15 protein-coding genes are annotated in these 14582 nt (G+C 70.1%); 2 read left to right on the top strand and 13 right to left on the bottom strand.

The genetic code is table 11. From position 1 onward, the window contains the following. The first annotated feature begins 3 nt into the window (after nucleotides 1-3). On the top strand, nucleotides 4-513 hold the full coding sequence (locus Q0568_RS00445; RefSeq protein WP_298860476.1) for a phosphoribosyltransferase: 510 nt from the start codon (nucleotides 4-6) through the stop codon (nucleotides 511-513). An 82-nt stretch (nucleotides 514-595) separates the two neighbouring features. Here the strand turns inward: Q0568_RS00445 and Q0568_RS00450 are convergent, their stop codons facing one another. From Q0568_RS00450 to Q0568_RS00480, 7 genes are all read right to left on the bottom strand, one after another. Continuing rightward, nucleotides 596-1366 carry an enoyl-CoA hydratase-related protein gene (locus tag Q0568_RS00450; protein WP_298860479.1) on the bottom strand — a complete coding sequence of 257 codons (771 nt, stop codon included), beginning with the start codon at nucleotides 1364-1366 and terminating at the stop codon, nucleotides 596-598. Nucleotides 1367-1379: 13 nt separating this feature from the next. After that, a complete protein-coding gene (paaE, locus tag Q0568_RS00455) occupies nucleotides 1380-2543 on the bottom strand; it encodes a 1,2-phenylacetyl-CoA epoxidase subunit PaaE (protein ID WP_298860482.1) in 1164 nt (387 codons plus the stop codon). After that, nucleotides 2543-3040, bottom strand: coding sequence for a 1,2-phenylacetyl-CoA epoxidase subunit PaaD (gene paaD / locus Q0568_RS00460; protein ID WP_298860485.1), 498 nt, complete (start codon nucleotides 3038-3040; stop codon nucleotides 2543-2545). Before paaD ends, paaE begins: the two co-directional genes overlap by 1 nt. Nucleotides 3041-3045: 5 nt before the next feature. Continuing rightward, on the bottom strand, nucleotides 3046-3861 hold the full coding sequence (gene paaC / locus Q0568_RS00465; protein WP_298860487.1) for a 1,2-phenylacetyl-CoA epoxidase subunit PaaC: 816 nt from the start codon (nucleotides 3859-3861) through the stop codon (nucleotides 3046-3048). Further along, a complete protein-coding gene (paaB, locus tag Q0568_RS00470) occupies nucleotides 3858-4211 on the bottom strand; it encodes a 1,2-phenylacetyl-CoA epoxidase subunit PaaB (protein ID WP_298860490.1) in 354 nt (117 codons plus the stop codon). Before paaB ends, paaC begins: the two co-directional genes overlap by 4 nt. After that, on the bottom strand, nucleotides 4211-5185 hold the full coding sequence (gene paaA / locus Q0568_RS00475; RefSeq protein ID WP_298860493.1) for a 1,2-phenylacetyl-CoA epoxidase subunit PaaA: 975 nt from the start codon (nucleotides 5183-5185) through the stop codon (nucleotides 4211-4213). The genes paaB and paaA overlap by 1 nt, the downstream gene beginning before the upstream one ends. Before the next feature lie 78 nt (nucleotides 5186-5263). Next, nucleotides 5264-5683, bottom strand: coding sequence for a pilus assembly protein CpaE (locus tag Q0568_RS00480; protein ID WP_298860496.1), 420 nt, complete (start codon nucleotides 5681-5683; stop codon nucleotides 5264-5266). Nucleotides 5684-5738: 55 nt separating this feature from the next. Between Q0568_RS00480 and Q0568_RS00485 the strand changes: the two genes are divergently transcribed. Further along, a complete protein-coding gene (locus tag Q0568_RS00485; protein ID WP_298860499.1) occupies nucleotides 5739-7823 on the top strand; it encodes an ATP-dependent DNA helicase RecQ in 2085 nt (694 codons plus the stop codon). 164 nt (nucleotides 7824-7987) lie between these two features. Here the strand turns inward: Q0568_RS00485 and paaK are convergent, their stop codons facing one another. Genes paaK through Q0568_RS00515 form a run of 6 tightly spaced genes read right to left on the bottom strand, consistent with a single transcriptional unit; the run spans nucleotide 7988 to nucleotide 14563 of the window. Further along, the gene (gene paaK, locus Q0568_RS00490) at nucleotides 7988-9283 is read right to left on the bottom strand and encodes a phenylacetate--CoA ligase PaaK (protein WP_298860502.1); all 1296 of its coding nucleotides are present in this window, start codon (nucleotides 9281-9283) and stop codon (nucleotides 7988-7990) included. 35 nt (nucleotides 9284-9318) lie between these two features. Beyond that, nucleotides 9319-9699 (bottom strand): hydroxyphenylacetyl-CoA thioesterase PaaI, encoded by a 381-nt coding sequence (paaI, locus tag Q0568_RS00495; RefSeq protein ID WP_298860861.1) that lies wholly within the window; start codon nucleotides 9697-9699, stop codon nucleotides 9319-9321. A gap of 5 nt (nucleotides 9700-9704) precedes the next feature. Continuing rightward, complete coding sequence (gene paaZ / locus Q0568_RS00500; RefSeq protein WP_298860505.1) at nucleotides 9705-11789, bottom strand: phenylacetic acid degradation bifunctional protein PaaZ; 2085 nt, start codon at nucleotides 11787-11789, stop codon at nucleotides 9705-9707. Further along, the gene (locus Q0568_RS00505; RefSeq protein WP_298860509.1) at nucleotides 11786-12640 is read right to left on the bottom strand and encodes a 3-hydroxyacyl-CoA dehydrogenase family protein; all 855 of its coding nucleotides are present in this window, start codon (nucleotides 12638-12640) and stop codon (nucleotides 11786-11788) included. The genes paaZ and Q0568_RS00505 overlap by 4 nt, the downstream gene beginning before the upstream one ends. After that, nucleotides 12637-13377: an enoyl-CoA hydratase/isomerase family protein gene (locus Q0568_RS00510; RefSeq protein WP_298860512.1), complete on the bottom strand. Its 741-nt coding sequence runs from the start codon at nucleotides 13375-13377 to the stop codon at nucleotides 12637-12639. Before Q0568_RS00510 ends, Q0568_RS00505 begins: the two co-directional genes overlap by 4 nt. After that, nucleotides 13370-14563 (bottom strand): acetyl-CoA C-acyltransferase, encoded by a 1194-nt coding sequence (locus Q0568_RS00515; protein WP_298860515.1) that lies wholly within the window; start codon nucleotides 14561-14563, stop codon nucleotides 13370-13372. The genes Q0568_RS00510 and Q0568_RS00515 overlap by 8 nt, the downstream gene beginning before the upstream one ends. Between the last annotated feature and the right edge of the window lie 19 nt (nucleotides 14564-14582).

Raw genomic sequence — 14582 nt, forward strand, 5'->3', positions numbered from 1 at the left:
GCAATGACGGATGCAGCGATCGAGCGCGAGACGCTCACCTGGGACGGTTTCGGAGACGCGACGCGAGAGCTGGCCAGGAGCATCCTCGACAGCGGATTCGAGCCCGAGGTCGTCGTCGCCATCGCCCGCGGCGGTCTGCTGCCTGCCGGGGCCATCGCCTACGGCCTGGGCGCGAAGAACTGCGGCGCCATCAACATGGAGTTCTACACCGGCATCGGCACGGTGCTCGACGCACCCGAGGTGCTGCCGCCCGCCCTGGACATGGAGTACCTCGACGGCCGCCGCGTGCTGCTGGTCGACGACGTGGCCGACTCCGGCCGCACGCTGGCGCTGGCCGTCAAGCTGCTGCAGGACAAGGGCGCCATCGTGAAATCCGTGACCATCTACACCAAGCCCACCACGATCATCGACCCGGACTACTCGTGGAAGGCCACCGACCGCTGGATCAACTTCCCGTGGTCGTACAAGGGCACCGTCACAGAAGAGGACCAGGGTCTGCCGCCGAGCGCCTGATCACTCTCACCGCCCGTCTATATGCGTCGAATGCGCCCGAAACGCGCCATCACTCTGCGTTTCGCGCGAATAGACGGGCGGGTCAGCGGCCGGTGAATTCCGGCTTGCGCTTCTGCTGGAACGCGGCGAAGCCCTCGCGGTAGTCGTCGGTGTCGCACAATGCCGCCTGCGCGGCGTTCTCGAGTTCGACCGACTCCCACAGCGCCAGGCGCTCGTCGCGGATGCGCGCCACCAGCTGCTTGCTGGCCAGGAACGCGGCGGTCGCGCCCTGGGATGCCTTCGACGCGGCATCCTCGGCGGCCTGCGCCACCTCGCCGTCGGGGAAGACCCGCGAGAACAGTCCCGCGGCCACCGCCTCGGCACCGGTCATGAGCCTGCCGGTGTAGATGAGGTCGAGCGTGCGGTGCGCGCCCAGCCGGTCCAGGAACAGCGCGTGCCCTCCGGAATCGAGCGTGGCGCCGAGGGCGGCGAACGGGGAGCCGATCTTCGCCGACTCCGCCACGTACACGACATCCGTGGCTATCAGCAGGCCCAGCCCCACACCCAGGCAGGCGCCGTGCGCGACGGCGAACGTCGGGGCGGGGAACGCCGACATCCGCTTCAGCAGCGGCGTGACCAGTCCGCCGAGGTACCCCATCACGTCGTCGTCGCGGGGGTCGACACCGGAGATGTCGCGCCCGGCGCAGAACGCCCGGCCCTCGCCGCGCAGCACGAGCGCGCGCACTCCGGCACGCTCGGCCTCGTCGTAGGCGGCGCCCAGGTCGGCGAGCGCCTGCTCATCGAGCGCGTTGAGCTTGGCGGGGGCGTTCAGGGTGACGTGCGCGACGTCGGCGGCGATGGCGAGGTCGATCATGAGGCTCCTGAGGTCAGACGTCGTAGTCGACCACGACGCGGTCGCTGGTGGGGTGGGACTGGCAGGTGAGCACATAGCCGCGCTCGAGCTCGTCGGGCTCCAGGGCGTAGTTCTCGGTCATGGTCACGCTGCCCTCCAGCACGCGCGCGCGGCACGTGCCGCACACGCCGCCCGAGCAGGCGAACGGGGTGTCAGGCCGCACGCGCAGCGCGGCGTTCAGCACCGACTCGTGGGCGTCGACGGGGCTCTCCACGGTGGAGGAGACGCCGTCGAGGTTGATCTCGATGCGCACCGTCTTCTGCCCGGCGCGCACCTCCACCTGCCGCGGCCCGCGCTCTGCGGGCGCGTCGCCGGTGGTGAACAGCTCGAAGCGCACGTGCTCGCGCGGCACGCCGATGTCGGTCAGCACCTCGCGGCACATGTCCACCAGCGCGAACGGCCCGCACAGGAACCACTCGTCCACCGTGGCGGGCAGGATCAGCGCATCCAGGATCGTGCGCAGCTTCTGTTCATCGATCCGGCCCGACAGCACCGGCGCCGTGCGCTGCTCGCGCGAGAGCACGTGGTGCAGCACCAGCCGGGTGGGGTAGCGGTCCTTCAGATCGGCGAGGTCCTCGAGGAACATCACGTCGCTGGTGGACTTGTTCGTGTACAGCAGTGTGAAGCGGGTGGAATCGGATGCCGTCAGCAGGTTCCGCGCGAGCGCCATCATCGGCGTGATGCCCGAGCCCGCCGCGATGCCGACGACATGCGTGCCCTCCAGCTCTGACAGGCCAGAGGTGAAGGTGCCCTGCGGGCTCATCACGTCGATCTCGAAGCCGGGGGTCAGCTCGGTCTGCGCCCAGGTGGAGAACACTCCGCCCTCGTCGCGCTTGACCGCGACGCTGAGGCTGGTCGCGCCGTCCCGCACGGGGGACGGCGGGCGGCACAGCGAGTACGAGCGGCGCAGCTCCTCGCCGTTCAACTGCACCCGCAGCGCCACGTACTGGCCGGGCAGGTAGGCGTACTCGTCGGCGAGGTCGCCGGGAACGATGAAGCTCACCTCGATGGCGTCATCGGTGAGCCGCCGCACATCCGACACCGTCAGCGTGTGGAACCGTGCGCGGTGCCGGTCGCCGGTGGGATGCCGGGGCTCGGCGGCGTGTGGGTGGGAGTCGGGCATCCGGAACAGCGCCATCAGATCACCTTGAAATGGTCGAAGGGCTCCAGGCACGCGCGGCACTCGTAGAGCGCCTTGCACGAGGTGGAGCCGAAGCGGGAGATCTCGCGGGTGTTCAGCGATCCGCAGCGCGGGCACTTGACGGCGAGCGTCAGCTTGATGGGGCCCTGCGTGTGAGCGGCTCGGCCGGACGGCGGGGCGATGCCGAACTCGGTGAGCTTGCGCTTGCCGTCCTCGCTCATCCAGTCGGTGGTCCAGGCGGGGGAGAGCACCAGCCGCACCTCGACGTCGTCGAATCCCTCGGCGGTCAGCGCCAGCAGGATGTCGTCGCGGATGGCGTCCATGGCCGGGCATCCGCTGTACGTCGGGGTGATGTCCACCACGACTCGGCCCGTCTCGTCGGAGCGCACGTCGCGCAGCACGCCGAGATCCTCGATGGTGAGCACGGGGATCTCGGGATCGGCCACGCGCGCGGCGATCTGCCGCGCGCGGGTCGCCCTCAGCGGTGCCGTCATGCGGGTCACCAGATCGCTCCCGGATGCCGGCGGGCCAGCACCTGCATCTCCGCCAGTAGGTGGCCCATCGGAGTGGCGTGCGCACCGTGCCTGCCGCCGCCGCTCGACTGCCCGATGGCGGGCGCCTCGAGTTCGGCCTCGGCGAGCACCTCGGCGATCACGGCGTCGAAGCCCGCACGCAGCGAAGAGGGCTGCACTGCGGCATCCGCAAGTCGGGTGGTGAGGTCCTCGTCGCGGAACAGCTCGTCGATGTACGGCCACACATCGCGCAGCGCGCGGACGATCTTCTCGCGCGAGACGTCGGTCCCGCCAGCCAGCCGCAGCACCCACTGCACGGCGTGATCGCGGTGGTAGTCGACCTCCTTGACGGACTTCTCGGCGATGGCCGCCAGGGTCTCATCGGTCGAGGAGCGCAGCGCGGAGTACAGCTCGAACATGTAGGCGGATGCCAGCAGCTGGCGCGCGATGGTCTGCGCGAAATCGCCGTTCGGCTGCTCCATGAGCCAGGCGCTGCGGAACTCGGACTCGTCACGGAAGTACGCCAGCTCGTCCTCGCTGCGGCCGTCCCAAGAACCGGCGTAGCGCAGCAGGGAGCGGGCGTGGCCGAGCAGGTCCAGCGCGATGTTGGCCAGCGCGACATCCTCCTCCAGCTCGGGCGCGCGCGAGATCCAGGCGCCCAGCTGCTGCGACAGGACCAGCGCGTCGTCGGCCAGCCACAGGGCGTACTCGGCGATGTCGGCCGAGGTCGCGCGGGCCTCACCGCCGGAGAGCTCGGCAGCGAGCTCCAGCTCGTCGACCGAGACGTGCACATCCTCGCTCACAGGTGCGGCACCCCCTCGGATGCCGTGTAGTACACGGCGTGACGGTAGTTCTTGCCGGCCGGGCTCTCGAAGAAGGCGCCCTTGTCGTCGGGGTCGCTGGTGGTGATGGCATCCGCCGGCACGACCCAGATCGAGACGCCCTCGTTACGGCGGGTGTACAGGTCGCGGGCGTTGCGCACGGCCATGGTCGCGTCTGGCGCGTGCAGCGATCCGACGTGCACGTGGTTCAGGCCGCGGTTCGCGCGGACGAAGACCTCCCACAGAGGCCAGGTCTCCTGCCCCTCGGTTGCTGAGCCGGGCCCACGCGCCCCGGAGGGGGGCGTGGGGAGCGAAGCACCGGGAGTCGACATCACGCCACCTGCCCTTCTGCGCGCAGTGCCTGCTTGCGGGCGTACTCGGCCGCGGCCTCGCGCACCCATGCGCCGTCCTCGTGCGCGGTACGGCGGCGCTCGATGCGCTCGGCGTTGCACGGCCCGTTGCCCTTCAGCACCTGGAAGAACTCGTCCCAGTCGATCTCGCCCATGTCGTAGGTCTGGGTCTGCTCGTTCCAGCGCAGTTCGGGGTCGGGCAACGTGATGCCGAGGATCTCGGCCTGCGGCACGAGCATCCCGACGAAACGCTGCCGCAGCTCGTCGTTGGAGAACCGCTTGATCTTCCACGCCATCGACTGTGCGGAGTTCGGGGACTGGTCATCCGGCGGGCCGAACATCTGCAGGCTCGGCCAGTACCACCGGTTCACGGCATCCTGAGCCATCTCGCGCTGCTCCTGCGTGCCCTGCATGAGGGCCAGCAGGATCTCGAATCCCTGTCGCTGATGGAACGACTCCTCCTTGCAGACCCGCACCATCGCGCGCCCGTACGGGCCGTACGAGCAGCGGCACAGCGGCACCTGGTTCACGATGGCCGCGCCGTCGACCAGCCAGCCGATCGCGCCCATGTCGGCCCAGGTGGGGGTGGGGTAGTTGAAGATCGAGGAGTACTTGGCCTTGCCGTCGATGAGCTGCTGCGTCATCGTGTCGCGTGTGATGCCCAGGGTCTGCGCGGCGGAGTACAGGTAGAGCCCGTGGCCGGCCTCGTCCTGCACCTTCGCCATCAGGATGGCCTTGCGCTTCAGGCTCGGGGCGCGGGTGATCCAGTTGCCCTCGGGCTGCATGCCGATGATCTCGGAGTGCGCGTGCTGGGAGATCTGACGGATCAGCGTCTTGCGGTACGCCTCCGGCATCCAGTCGCGCGGTTCGATGCGCTGCTCGTGGGCGACGTGCTCGTCGAAGCGCGCCAGCGCGTCGGCATCGTCGACCACGGAGAGGTCTGCGGGTGCGGTCATCTTCGACTCCTCGGCGTTCTTCTTTACTGACCGATCGTTAGGTAATTGTCGCATGCTCGTGAGGCGGTTGCAACCGGATCAGAGCGAGCGGGAGATGAGTTCCAGAAGTGCCCGCCCGTACGCCTCAGCGGGATCCGGATGCTCGAACCGCAGCGTCTCTTGTGCGAGCTGGATCTCGACCTCGAAGGTGTCCTCCAGGCGCGTCAGACGCCGGAATGTGCCGCGCAGCAGTTCGCGCAACTGGTCCTCGCGCGGCAGCCAGACCGCATCGGCCAGCTCCACGGCATCCAGAGCCCACTCCGTCGTCCCGTTGAAGGCGAGATCCGTGCCGCGCGGCGTGCGCCGCGCCTCGATGGTCATCTCGCTGACCGTGAAGGTCTCGGCCTCGATCTCGGGCTCGACCTCCTCGGGAAGGTCGAGCTGGAAGCGATCGCCGGATGCCGGATGCCACACCAACCCGGCTTCGCGCAGGGCGACGGCGAGCTCGCGGGTGATCATGGGGACAGGCTATGCCTCGGGTGGCCATGTCGGTGCCGTCGGGCAGAGTGGAGGCATGACCTCCACCACCCGCGATGCCGCGCTCTCCGCCCTCCGCGACCTCGTCGGCCGCCCGGATGCGGACTTCCACGACGGCCAGTACGAGGCCATCGAGGCCCTGGTGGCCGAACGGCGGCGGGCGCTGGTCGTGCAGCGCACCGGGTGGGGCAAGTCGGCGGTGTACTTCGTCGCCACGCTGCTGCTGCGCCGGCAGGGAGCAGGGCCCACGGTGCTGGTCTCGCCGCTGCTGGCGCTCATGCGCGACCAGATCAGCGCGGCCGAGCGCGCGGGCGTGCGGGCTGTCGCCATCAACTCCACCAACGCGCACGAGTGGTCCGATGTTCTGGAACGGCTCGATCGTGACGAGGTCGACGTGCTGCTGGTCTCGCCCGAGCGGCTGAACAACCCCTCTTTCCGGGAGAACCAGTTGCCGACGCTGGTGCGCCGGATCGGGATGCTGGTGGTCGACGAGGCGCACTGCATCAGCGACTGGGGCCACGACTTCCGGCCCGACTACCGGCGCCTGCGCGACCTGATCGCGCAGATGCCCTCCGACGTCCCGGTGCTCGCCACGACCGCCACGGCCAACAGCCGCGTCGTGGCGGATGTGGCGGAGCAGCTCGGCGGCGCGGAGGTGCTGACCATCCGCGGGCCGCTGGCGCGAGCATCCCTCCGCCTGGGCGTGCTGCAGCTGCCGAACGCCGCCAGCCGACTTGCCTGGCTGCTCAGCCATCTCGACGATCTGCCGGGCTCCGGCATCATCTACACGCTCACCGTCGCCGCGGCCGTCGACACTGCACGGCTGCTGCGCGAGCACGGTCACGACGTGCGCGCGTACACCGGGCAGACGGACGCCGACGAGCGCGAGGAGTCCGAGGGGATGCTCAAGCGCAACGAGGTCAAGGCGCTCATCGCCACCAGCGCGCTGGGCATGGGCTTCGACAAGCCCGACCTCGGCTTCGTCATCCACCTCGGTGCACCGTCGTCGCCGGTCGCGTACTACCAGCAGGTGGGACGCGCGGGCCGTGCCAGTGAGAGCGCCGACGTGCTGCTGCTGCCCGGCGCGGAGGACAAGGACATCTGGCACTACTTCGCCACGGCATCCATGCCCGACAGGGAGCGTGCGGAGCGCGTGATCGCCGCCCTTGGCGACCAGCCCATCTCGACGCCCGCGCTGGAGGCCAGGGTCGACATCCGCCGCACTCCGCTGGAGCTGCTGCTGAAGGTGCTCGATGTCGACGGCGCCGTCAAGCGCGTGCAGGGCGGGTGGGTCTCGACCGGCGCCGGCTGGACGTACGACGCCGAGCGCTACGAGCGCATCGCCGCCGAGCGCCGGGCCGAGCAGCAGCACATGATCGAGTACCAGCAGACCAGCGGATGCCGGATGGAGTTCCTGCAGCGATCCTTGGACGACGCCACCGCCGCGCCGTGCGGGCGGTGCGACAACTGCGCGGGGGCGTGGTTCCCGACTGAGATCGGAGCGGATGCCGGAGCCGCAGCTGCAGGTTCTCTCGACCGTGTCGGCGTGCCCATCGAGCCGCGCAAGCAGTGGCCCACGGGCGCCGACCGGCTGGGCGTCCCCGTCCGCGGGCGCATCGTGGCCGAGGAACAGGCCGCCGAGGGGCGTGCGCTGGCTCGGCTGACGGATCTCGGCTGGGGCGGCACGCTGCGCGAGCTGTTCGCCGCCGGAGCTGCGGATGCCCCGGTGCCGCCGCAGGTGCTGGACGCATGCGTGCGGGTGCTGGCCGGGTGGGGATGGGAGGAGCGTCCGGTCGCGGTGGTGGGGATGCCGTCGCGCTCACACCCGCAGCTGACGGGTTCGCTGGCCCGTGGCCTGGCCGAGATCGGCAGGCTGCCATATCTGGGTGAGCTCGGCTTCTCCGGCGAAGGGCCGACAGGAGGTCCCGGCGGCAACAGCGCGTTCCGCGTGGCGGGGCTGTGGGAACGCTTCACGGTTGAGGGGCTGCAGATCCCGGAAGGCCCCGTGCTGCTGGTGGATGACCTGGCCGACAGCCGCTGGACTCTCACCGTCGCGGCGCGCGCGCTGCTGCAGGCCGGTGCGACCGCGGTGCTGCCGTTCGCGCTGGGGCTGCGGGGGTAGCCCGCCCGCCGCGGCTTCCGTTTCAGCGAGGCACGGGCGGGCCTCACTTCACCGCTTCTCCGATCACAACAGGATCGCCCAGTAGAAACGACCTGGATCAGAACTGCGTCCCGCATCGCACTGGCGGATGCACTTCTGATCCAGCCCGATGAGGCGCGCCACCCTCACCGCAGGTCGTAGACCCGCTTGTACTTGCCCTCGCTCCTCGGCAGCGTGCCGGGCTCCTCGAGCACCACCTCCACGGTCGTGCCGATGTGCTGTTTGATCCGGTGCTTCAGCACGTTCGTCGCCGCCGCGCACTCCTCCACCGACAGCGCGGGGTGCCGTTCGATCCGCACGGTCATGGAATCCAGGCGTCCCTCGCGCCGCAGCTCGAGGATGAAGTGCGGGGTCAGCGCCTCCATGCCCATCACGAGCTCCTCGATCTGGGTGGGGAACAGGTTCACGCCGCGCAGGATGATCATGTCGTCATCGCGCCCGGTGATCTTCTCGATCCGCCGCACCGCGGGATACGTCGAGCCCGGCAGCAGCCTGGTCAGGTCGCGGGTGCGGTAGCGGATCACGGGGAAGGCCTGCTTGGTGAGCGAGGTGAACACCAACTCGCCCAGTTCGCCGTCGCCCTTCACCTCGCCGGTCTCGCCGTCGATGATCTCGGGCAGGAAATGGTCCTCCCAGATGTGCGGACCGTCCTTGGTCTCCACGCTCTCGCTCGCCACACCCGGGCCCATCACCTCGCTGAGCCCGTAGATGTCCACGGCGTCGATGTTCAGGCGCTTCTCGATCTCGACCCGCATCTCGTTGGTCCACGGCTCCGCGCCCAGCACCGCCACCTTCAGCGACGTCCTGGTCGGGTCGATGCCGGCCTGCTCCAGGGCATCCGCGATGGTCAGCAGATAACTCGGCGTGCAGAGGATGGCATCCGGTTCGAAGTCGTTGATCAGCTGCGCCTGCCGGGCCGTCTGCCCGCCCGAGACGGGGATGACCACGGCACCCAGCCGCTCCACGCCGGTGTGCGCGCCCAGCCCACCCGTGAACAGGCCGTATCCGTACGCGTTGTGCACCTTCATCCCGGCGCGGATGCCAGCGGCGTACAGCGACCGTGCCACCAGATCGCCCCAGACATCCAGGTCCGCCTGCGTGTAACCGACCACGGTTGGCCGCCCGGTGGTGCCCGACGACGCGTGGATGCGGCGTACCTCCGCCATCGGCACCGCGAACATCCCGAACGGGTACGTCTCGCGAAGGTCGGCCTTGGTCGTGAACGGCAGCTTTCGAGCATCCTCCAGCGAGCGGATGTCGTCGGGGCCGACACCCGCCTCGTCGAACTTGCGACGGTACAGCGGCACGTTCTCGTACGCGTGCCGCACCGTCCACTGCAGACGCTCCAACTGCAGCGCGCGCAGCCTCTCCACCGAGTGCAGCTCGGGTTCGGATCCAGGGATGAAGGGTGCTGAGACCATGTCGACTCCTCGTCGTGCCGTGCGGTCCCGTGGCGTCAGAGCGGCGTCCGGTTGGTGGTGATGGAGCGGCCGCGAACCTCGGCGACGACGTCGCCGGTCTCATCGGTCACGGTGATGTCGTACAGGCCGCTGCGGCCGTTGATCGTGCGGCGCACGGCCGTCGCCGTGAGCGTCTGCCCGGCCGCGGTCGACTTCAGGAAGGTGATGTCGGCACCGCCGGCGACCGTGACCCGCACGTCCTCGTTGCAGGCGATCGCGAACGCCGTGTCGGCCAGCGTGAACACCAACCCGCCGTGCGTGATGGCGAAGCCGTTGAGCATGTCCTCGCGCACCGGCATCGACACCACCGCGCGGCCGGGCTCATCGACCTCGACGACCATGCCCAGCATGGCCGAGGCGCGGTCGCGTTTGAGCATCTCCCTCACGCCGGCTCCTTGCTCACCAGCGTGAGCACGTCGTAGGTCGCGACGATCTCATCGTTCTGGTTGCGGATCACGGCATCCCACCGCACCTCGCCGTACTCGTCGGTCTCGCGCGGGGTGATCTGCTTGGCGGTCAGCTCCACGCGGATGCTGTCGCCGGGCGACACCGGGGTGATGAACCGCAGGTTCTCCAGCCCGTAGTTGGCCAGCACAGGGCCGGGCTCCGGGTCGACGAACAGACCCGCCGCCCACGACACCAGCAGGTAGCCGTGCGCGACCCGGCCCGGGAAGAACGGGTTCGCGGCGGCCGCCTTCTCATCCATGTGCGCGTAGAACGTGTCGCCGGTGAAGTGCGCGAACGTCTCGATGTCGTCCAGCGTCACCTCGCGGGATGCCGAGACGATCTGCTCGCCGATCCGCAGCTCTGCCAGCGACTTGCGGAACGGATGCCGGCCATCGCTGTGCGCGGCGGCACCGGCGTGCCACACGCCGGTCAGCGCCGTGAGCATCTCGGGGGAGCCCTGCACGGCCGTGCGCTGCATGTGGTGCAGCACGGCACGGATGCCGCCGAGCTCCTCACCGCCGCCGGCGCGGCCCGGCCCGCCGTGCACGAGGCCCGGCATGGGGGAGCCGTGGCCGGTGGAAGTGCGGGCGTCGTCGCGGTCGAGCAGCAGCATCCTGCCGTTGAACGGCGCGATGCGGGTGGCGAGCTCCACGGCCTGAGCGGGATCGTGCGTGGCGATGCTGGTCACCAGCGATCCGCCGCCGCGGTTCACGATGTCGGAGGCCTCTGCGACAGTGTCGTATGTGATCAGCGACGACACGGGGCCGAACGCCTCCACCTCGTGCACGGCATCCGCCTGCGCGTCGTCAAAACGCAGCAGCACGGGCGAGACGAATGCGCCTTCGGGTGCGTCGCCGGTGCTGCCGTCGGCCCAGCGCACCTCGGGGGCGTCCGTGCCGCCGACGACGACTCGCCCGCCGGCATCCTCCAGCTTCCGCACCTGCCGCAGCACCTCGTCGCGCTGCGCGGTCGAGGCCAGCGGACCCATCGTCACGCCCTCGGCGCGCGGGTCGCCCAGCACAGTCTTCTGATCGATGCGCGCCTGCACGGCGGCGATCACGGCATCCGCCGACGCTGTCGGCACGATCGCGCGACGGATGGCGGTGCACTTCTGGCCGGCCTTCGTCGTCATCTCCGTCACCAGCTGGCGCACGTACGCGTCGAACTCGGGGGTGCCCTCGGTGGCGTCCGTGCCCAGCACGGAGGCGTTGATCGAGTCGGTCTCGGCGGTGAACCGCACCCCACCCGTCTGCACCGACGGATGCTGTCGCAGCGCCTGCGCGGTCGACGCGCTGCCGGTGAACCCGACCAGGTCGCCCAGCCGCAGATTCTCGAACAGGTCGGGCACGCTGCCGCTGACCAGCTGCAGCGATCCTTCCGGCAGCAGGCCGGACTCCACGAGGATGCGCACCATGGCCTCGGCCAGGTACCCGGTGGGGGTGGCGGGCTTCACGAGCGTGGGCATGCCGGCCAGGAACGCCGGCGCGAGCTTCTCCAGCGAGCCCCAGACCGGGAAGTTGAAGGCGTTGATCTGCACGGCCACGCCCGGCAGTGTCGTGTACACGTGCCGGCCCAGGAACGAGCCGTCCTTCGACAGCACCTCGACGGGGCCGTCGACGTACACGCGGCTGTTGGGCAGCTCGCGGCGGCCCTTGCCGGAGTACGAGAACAGCACGCCGATGCCGCCGTCGATGTCCACCCAGGAGTCGGCCTTGGTGGCGCCGGTGCGGGCGGAGATCGCGTACAGCTCGTCCTTGCGTGCGGTGAGCGCCAGTGCGAACTGCTTCAGCAGCAGGGCGCGCTGGTGGAAGGTCAGCGCGGCCAGGCTCGCGTGCCCTGTGGTGCGGGCGTACTCCAGGGCGGCGGCGAGATCCAGGCCCTCGGTGGAGACCGTCGTGACCAGCTCGCCGGTGGAGGCGTCGCGCACCTCGGTGCCACGACCCTGGGTCCCTGAGCCTGTCGAAGGGTCGTTCGGCGTCCACCACGCGCCCTGCACGTAGCTCGGCAGAAAGTCGGTCATCGCTCCTCGTTCCACACGTAGAATCCCTCGCCGCTCTTGCGGCCCAGCTTTCCCTCGGCGACCATCCGCCGCAAGAGCTGCGGCGGCTCGAACCGAGGTCCGAGTTCGCGGGCCAGCTCCTCGGCGATGCCCAGGCGCACGTCCAGCCCGACGATGTCGGTGGTGCGCAGCGGACCCATCGGATGCCGGTACCCCAGCTCCATGGCCGCGTCGATGTCGGCGGCGTCGGCGACGTTCTCCTCCAGCATCCGGATCGCCTCCAGGCCCAGCATCACGCCGAGCCGGCTGGATGCGAAGCCGGGGGAGTCGCGCACGACCACCGGGGTCTTGCGCAGCGTCGCCACCCACTCGCGGGCGTCGTCGACCACGCGGCGCGCGGTGCGCGAGCCGGTGACGATCTCGACGAGTTTCGACGCCGGCACCGGATTGAAGAAGTGCAGTCCCAGGAACTGCTCGGGCCGCGTGAGGGAGGCGGCCAGCGAATCGATCGAGATGGACGACGTGTTAGAGGCGATCACGGCATCCGCTCGCACGACCTGCTCGACGCGAGTCAGCGCGCCGGTCTTCAGATCGTGATCCTCGGGGACGGCCTCCGCGACCAGACCCGCGTTCGCGAAGGCGGCGAAGTCCGTGCCCACGGTCAGCGAGGAAGTGGCGCCTGCGGCATCCGCGAGGTCCCCGCGCGTGACGGAGGTGGCGATGCTCGACAGCACGCGCTCGCGTGCGGCATCCGCCTGCTCCTCGTCGCGCTCGACCAGCTGCACGCGGGCGCCCGCCAGCAGGAACGCGTGCGCGATGCCGGCGCCCATGCGCCCGCCGCCGAGCACGCCGACGATTCCGGGTACGGTCATGACTTCTTCTTCCGGTTCAGGAACGCCGTCATGCGACGGTGCTTCTCATCGCTCTCGAACAGCTCGGCCTGCAGCTCGCGCTCGATGTCGGGATGCTGTGCGCGCGGCGTGCGCAGCGCCAGCTTGGTGTGCCGGGTGGCCAGGGCGTCGTTCGCGGCGATCCGATCGGCCATCGCGTGAGCGGCATCGAGCAGCGCATCGAAAGGATGGATGCCGGAGACGAGCCCCCACGCCAGGGCTTCGTCGGCAGTGAGGATGCGGCCGGTCAGCAGCAGCTCGCTCGCGCGGGCGCCGCCGACGATCTCGGGCAGGCGCCAGGTAGCGCCCGCTGCGGCCATGATGCCCAGCCCGGTCTCGGGGTTTCCGATCTTCAGTGTCGGCGACGCGATGCGCAGGTCGGTCGCGTAGGCCAGCTCCGCGCCACCGCCGAGGGCGTAACCGCTGATCGCGGCGATCACGGGCATGGGCAGCTCGTTGATGCGGATGAACGCGGTGGCGTTGATGGCTTTCCGCGCATCGGCGGCGTCGCGGTCGCGCAGCTGGCCGATGTCTGCGCCGCCGGCGAACACGGTCTCGCTGCCGGCGAGGATCAGCGTGCGCGGGTCGGCTTCGAGCTCGGCGCACAGCGCGTGCAGCGCATCGATCATGTCCTGGTCGATGGCGTTGCGCTTCTCGGGGCGGTTCAGCGTCGCCACGACGCGGTCCGCGCGGCGCTCGATCAGCAGGGGTTCAGGCATCCAGGCGCTCCACGATCATCGCGGTGCCCTGACCGACGCCGACGCACATGGTGGCCAGGCCGTAGCGGACGTTATCGGCCTCCATCCTGCGCAGCAGCGTGACGATCAGGCGCGATCCGCTGGAACCCAGCGGGTGCCCGAGGGCGATCGCCCCGCCGTCGGTGTTGACGATGTCAGGGTTCAGTCCCAGGCGGCGGATGCTGGCCAGCGACTGCGTGGCGAACGCCTCGTTGAGCTCGACCGCGCCGAGGTCGTCCACGGTGAGACCGGCCTTGGCCAGCGCCTTCTGCGTGGCGGGCACCGGGCCGAGCCCCATGATCTCGGGGGCGAGGGCGGCGGTGGCCGAGGCGACGATGCGGGCGCGGGCGCGCAGGCTGTGGCGGGCCACGGCATCCGCACTGGCCACGACGATGGCCGAGGCGCCGTCGTTGAGCGAGCTGGCGTTGCCGGCTGTGACGACGGTGCCGCCAGGAACCACCGCACGCAGCTTCGCGAGCTTCTCCAGCGAAGTGTCCCGCCGCGGACCCTCGTCGGTGTCCACGATCACGCCCTTGGGCGTCTGGACCGCGACGATCTCGGATGCCAGCCGTCCGGCATCGATGGCGGCGATGGCGCGCTGGTGGCTGAGCAGTGCGAAGGCGTCGGCATCCTCCCGGCTGATGCCGTCCATGCGGGCGACCTCCTCCGCCGTCTCGGGCATGGAGAAGGTGGCCTTGTCGCGGGCCAGCAGCTTCGGGTTGGCGAAGCGCCAGCCGATGGAGGTGTCGAACGCGGGGCCGGGCTTGGCCCAGGCGCGGTCGGGCTTGGCCTGCACCCACGGGGCGCGCGACATCGACTCCACACCCCCGGCGACGATGAGATCGGCATCCCCCGCGCGGATGGCCTGCGAGGCCAGCGTGATGGCCGACATCCCCGATGCGCAAAGACGGTTCACGGTGATCGCGGGGAGCGTGTCGGGCAGGCCGGCCAGCAGCACGGCCATGCGGGCGACGTTGCGGTTGTCCTCGCCGGCCTGGTTCGCGGCGCCCAGGATGACCTCGTCGATGGCGTCGTGCGGCACGCCCGAGCGCGCGACCGTCTCGCCGACCACGAGCGCAGCCAGGTCGTCGGGCCGGACGCCCGCCAGCGCGCCGCCGTAGCGCCCGACCGGCGTGCGGATGCCGTCGACCAGATATGCCTCGGTCATGCCGTTGCTCCCTTTCCTC

The sequence above is a fragment of the uncultured Microbacterium sp. genome (assembly GCF_937927635.1).
In the GTDB taxonomy this organism is placed as follows: Bacteria; Actinomycetota; Actinomycetes; order Actinomycetales; family Microbacteriaceae; genus Microbacterium.

What these genes read in the sequence shown, in the direction of transcription:
- Q0568_RS00445 (WP_298860476.1), top strand. Translation starts at nt 4, where the DNA reads ATGACGGATGCAGCGATCGAGCGCGAGACGCTCACCTGGGACGGTTTC.
- Q0568_RS00450 (WP_298860479.1), bottom strand. Translation starts at nt 1,366, where the DNA reads ATGATCGACCTCGCCATCGCCGCCGACGTCGCGCACGTCACCCTGAAC.
- paaE (WP_298860482.1), bottom strand. Translation starts at nt 2,543, where the DNA reads ATGGCGCTGTTCCGGATGCCCGACTCCCACCCACACGCCGCCGAGCCC.
- paaD (WP_298860485.1), bottom strand. Translation starts at nt 3,040, where the DNA reads ATGACGGCACCGCTGAGGGCGACCCGCGCGCGGCAGATCGCCGCGCGC.
- paaB (WP_298860490.1), bottom strand. Translation starts at nt 4,211, where the DNA reads ATGTCGACTCCCGGTGCTTCGCTCCCCACGCCCCCCTCCGGGGCGCGT.
- paaA (WP_298860493.1), bottom strand. Translation starts at nt 5,185, where the DNA reads ATGACCGCACCCGCAGACCTCTCCGTGGTCGACGATGCCGACGCGCTG.
- Q0568_RS00480 (WP_298860496.1), bottom strand. Translation starts at nt 5,683, where the DNA reads ATGATCACCCGCGAGCTCGCCGTCGCCCTGCGCGAAGCCGGGTTGGTG.
- Q0568_RS00485 (WP_298860499.1), top strand. Translation starts at nt 5,739, where the DNA reads ATGACCTCCACCACCCGCGATGCCGCGCTCTCCGCCCTCCGCGACCTC.
- paaK (WP_298860502.1), bottom strand. Translation starts at nt 9,283, where the DNA reads ATGGTCTCAGCACCCTTCATCCCTGGATCCGAACCCGAGCTGCACTCG.
- paaI (WP_298860861.1), bottom strand. Translation starts at nt 9,699, where the DNA reads ATGCTCAAACGCGACCGCGCCTCGGCCATGCTGGGCATGGTCGTCGAG.
- paaZ (WP_298860505.1), bottom strand. Translation starts at nt 11,789, where the DNA reads ATGACCGACTTTCTGCCGAGCTACGTGCAGGGCGCGTGGTGGACGCCG.
- Q0568_RS00505 (WP_298860509.1), bottom strand. Translation starts at nt 12,640, where the DNA reads ATGACCGTACCCGGAATCGTCGGCGTGCTCGGCGGCGGGCGCATGGGC.
- Q0568_RS00510 (WP_298860512.1), bottom strand. Translation starts at nt 13,377, where the DNA reads ATGCCTGAACCCCTGCTGATCGAGCGCCGCGCGGACCGCGTCGTGGCG.
- Q0568_RS00515 (WP_298860515.1), bottom strand. Translation starts at nt 14,563, where the DNA reads ATGACCGAGGCATATCTGGTCGACGGCATCCGCACGCCGGTCGGGCGC.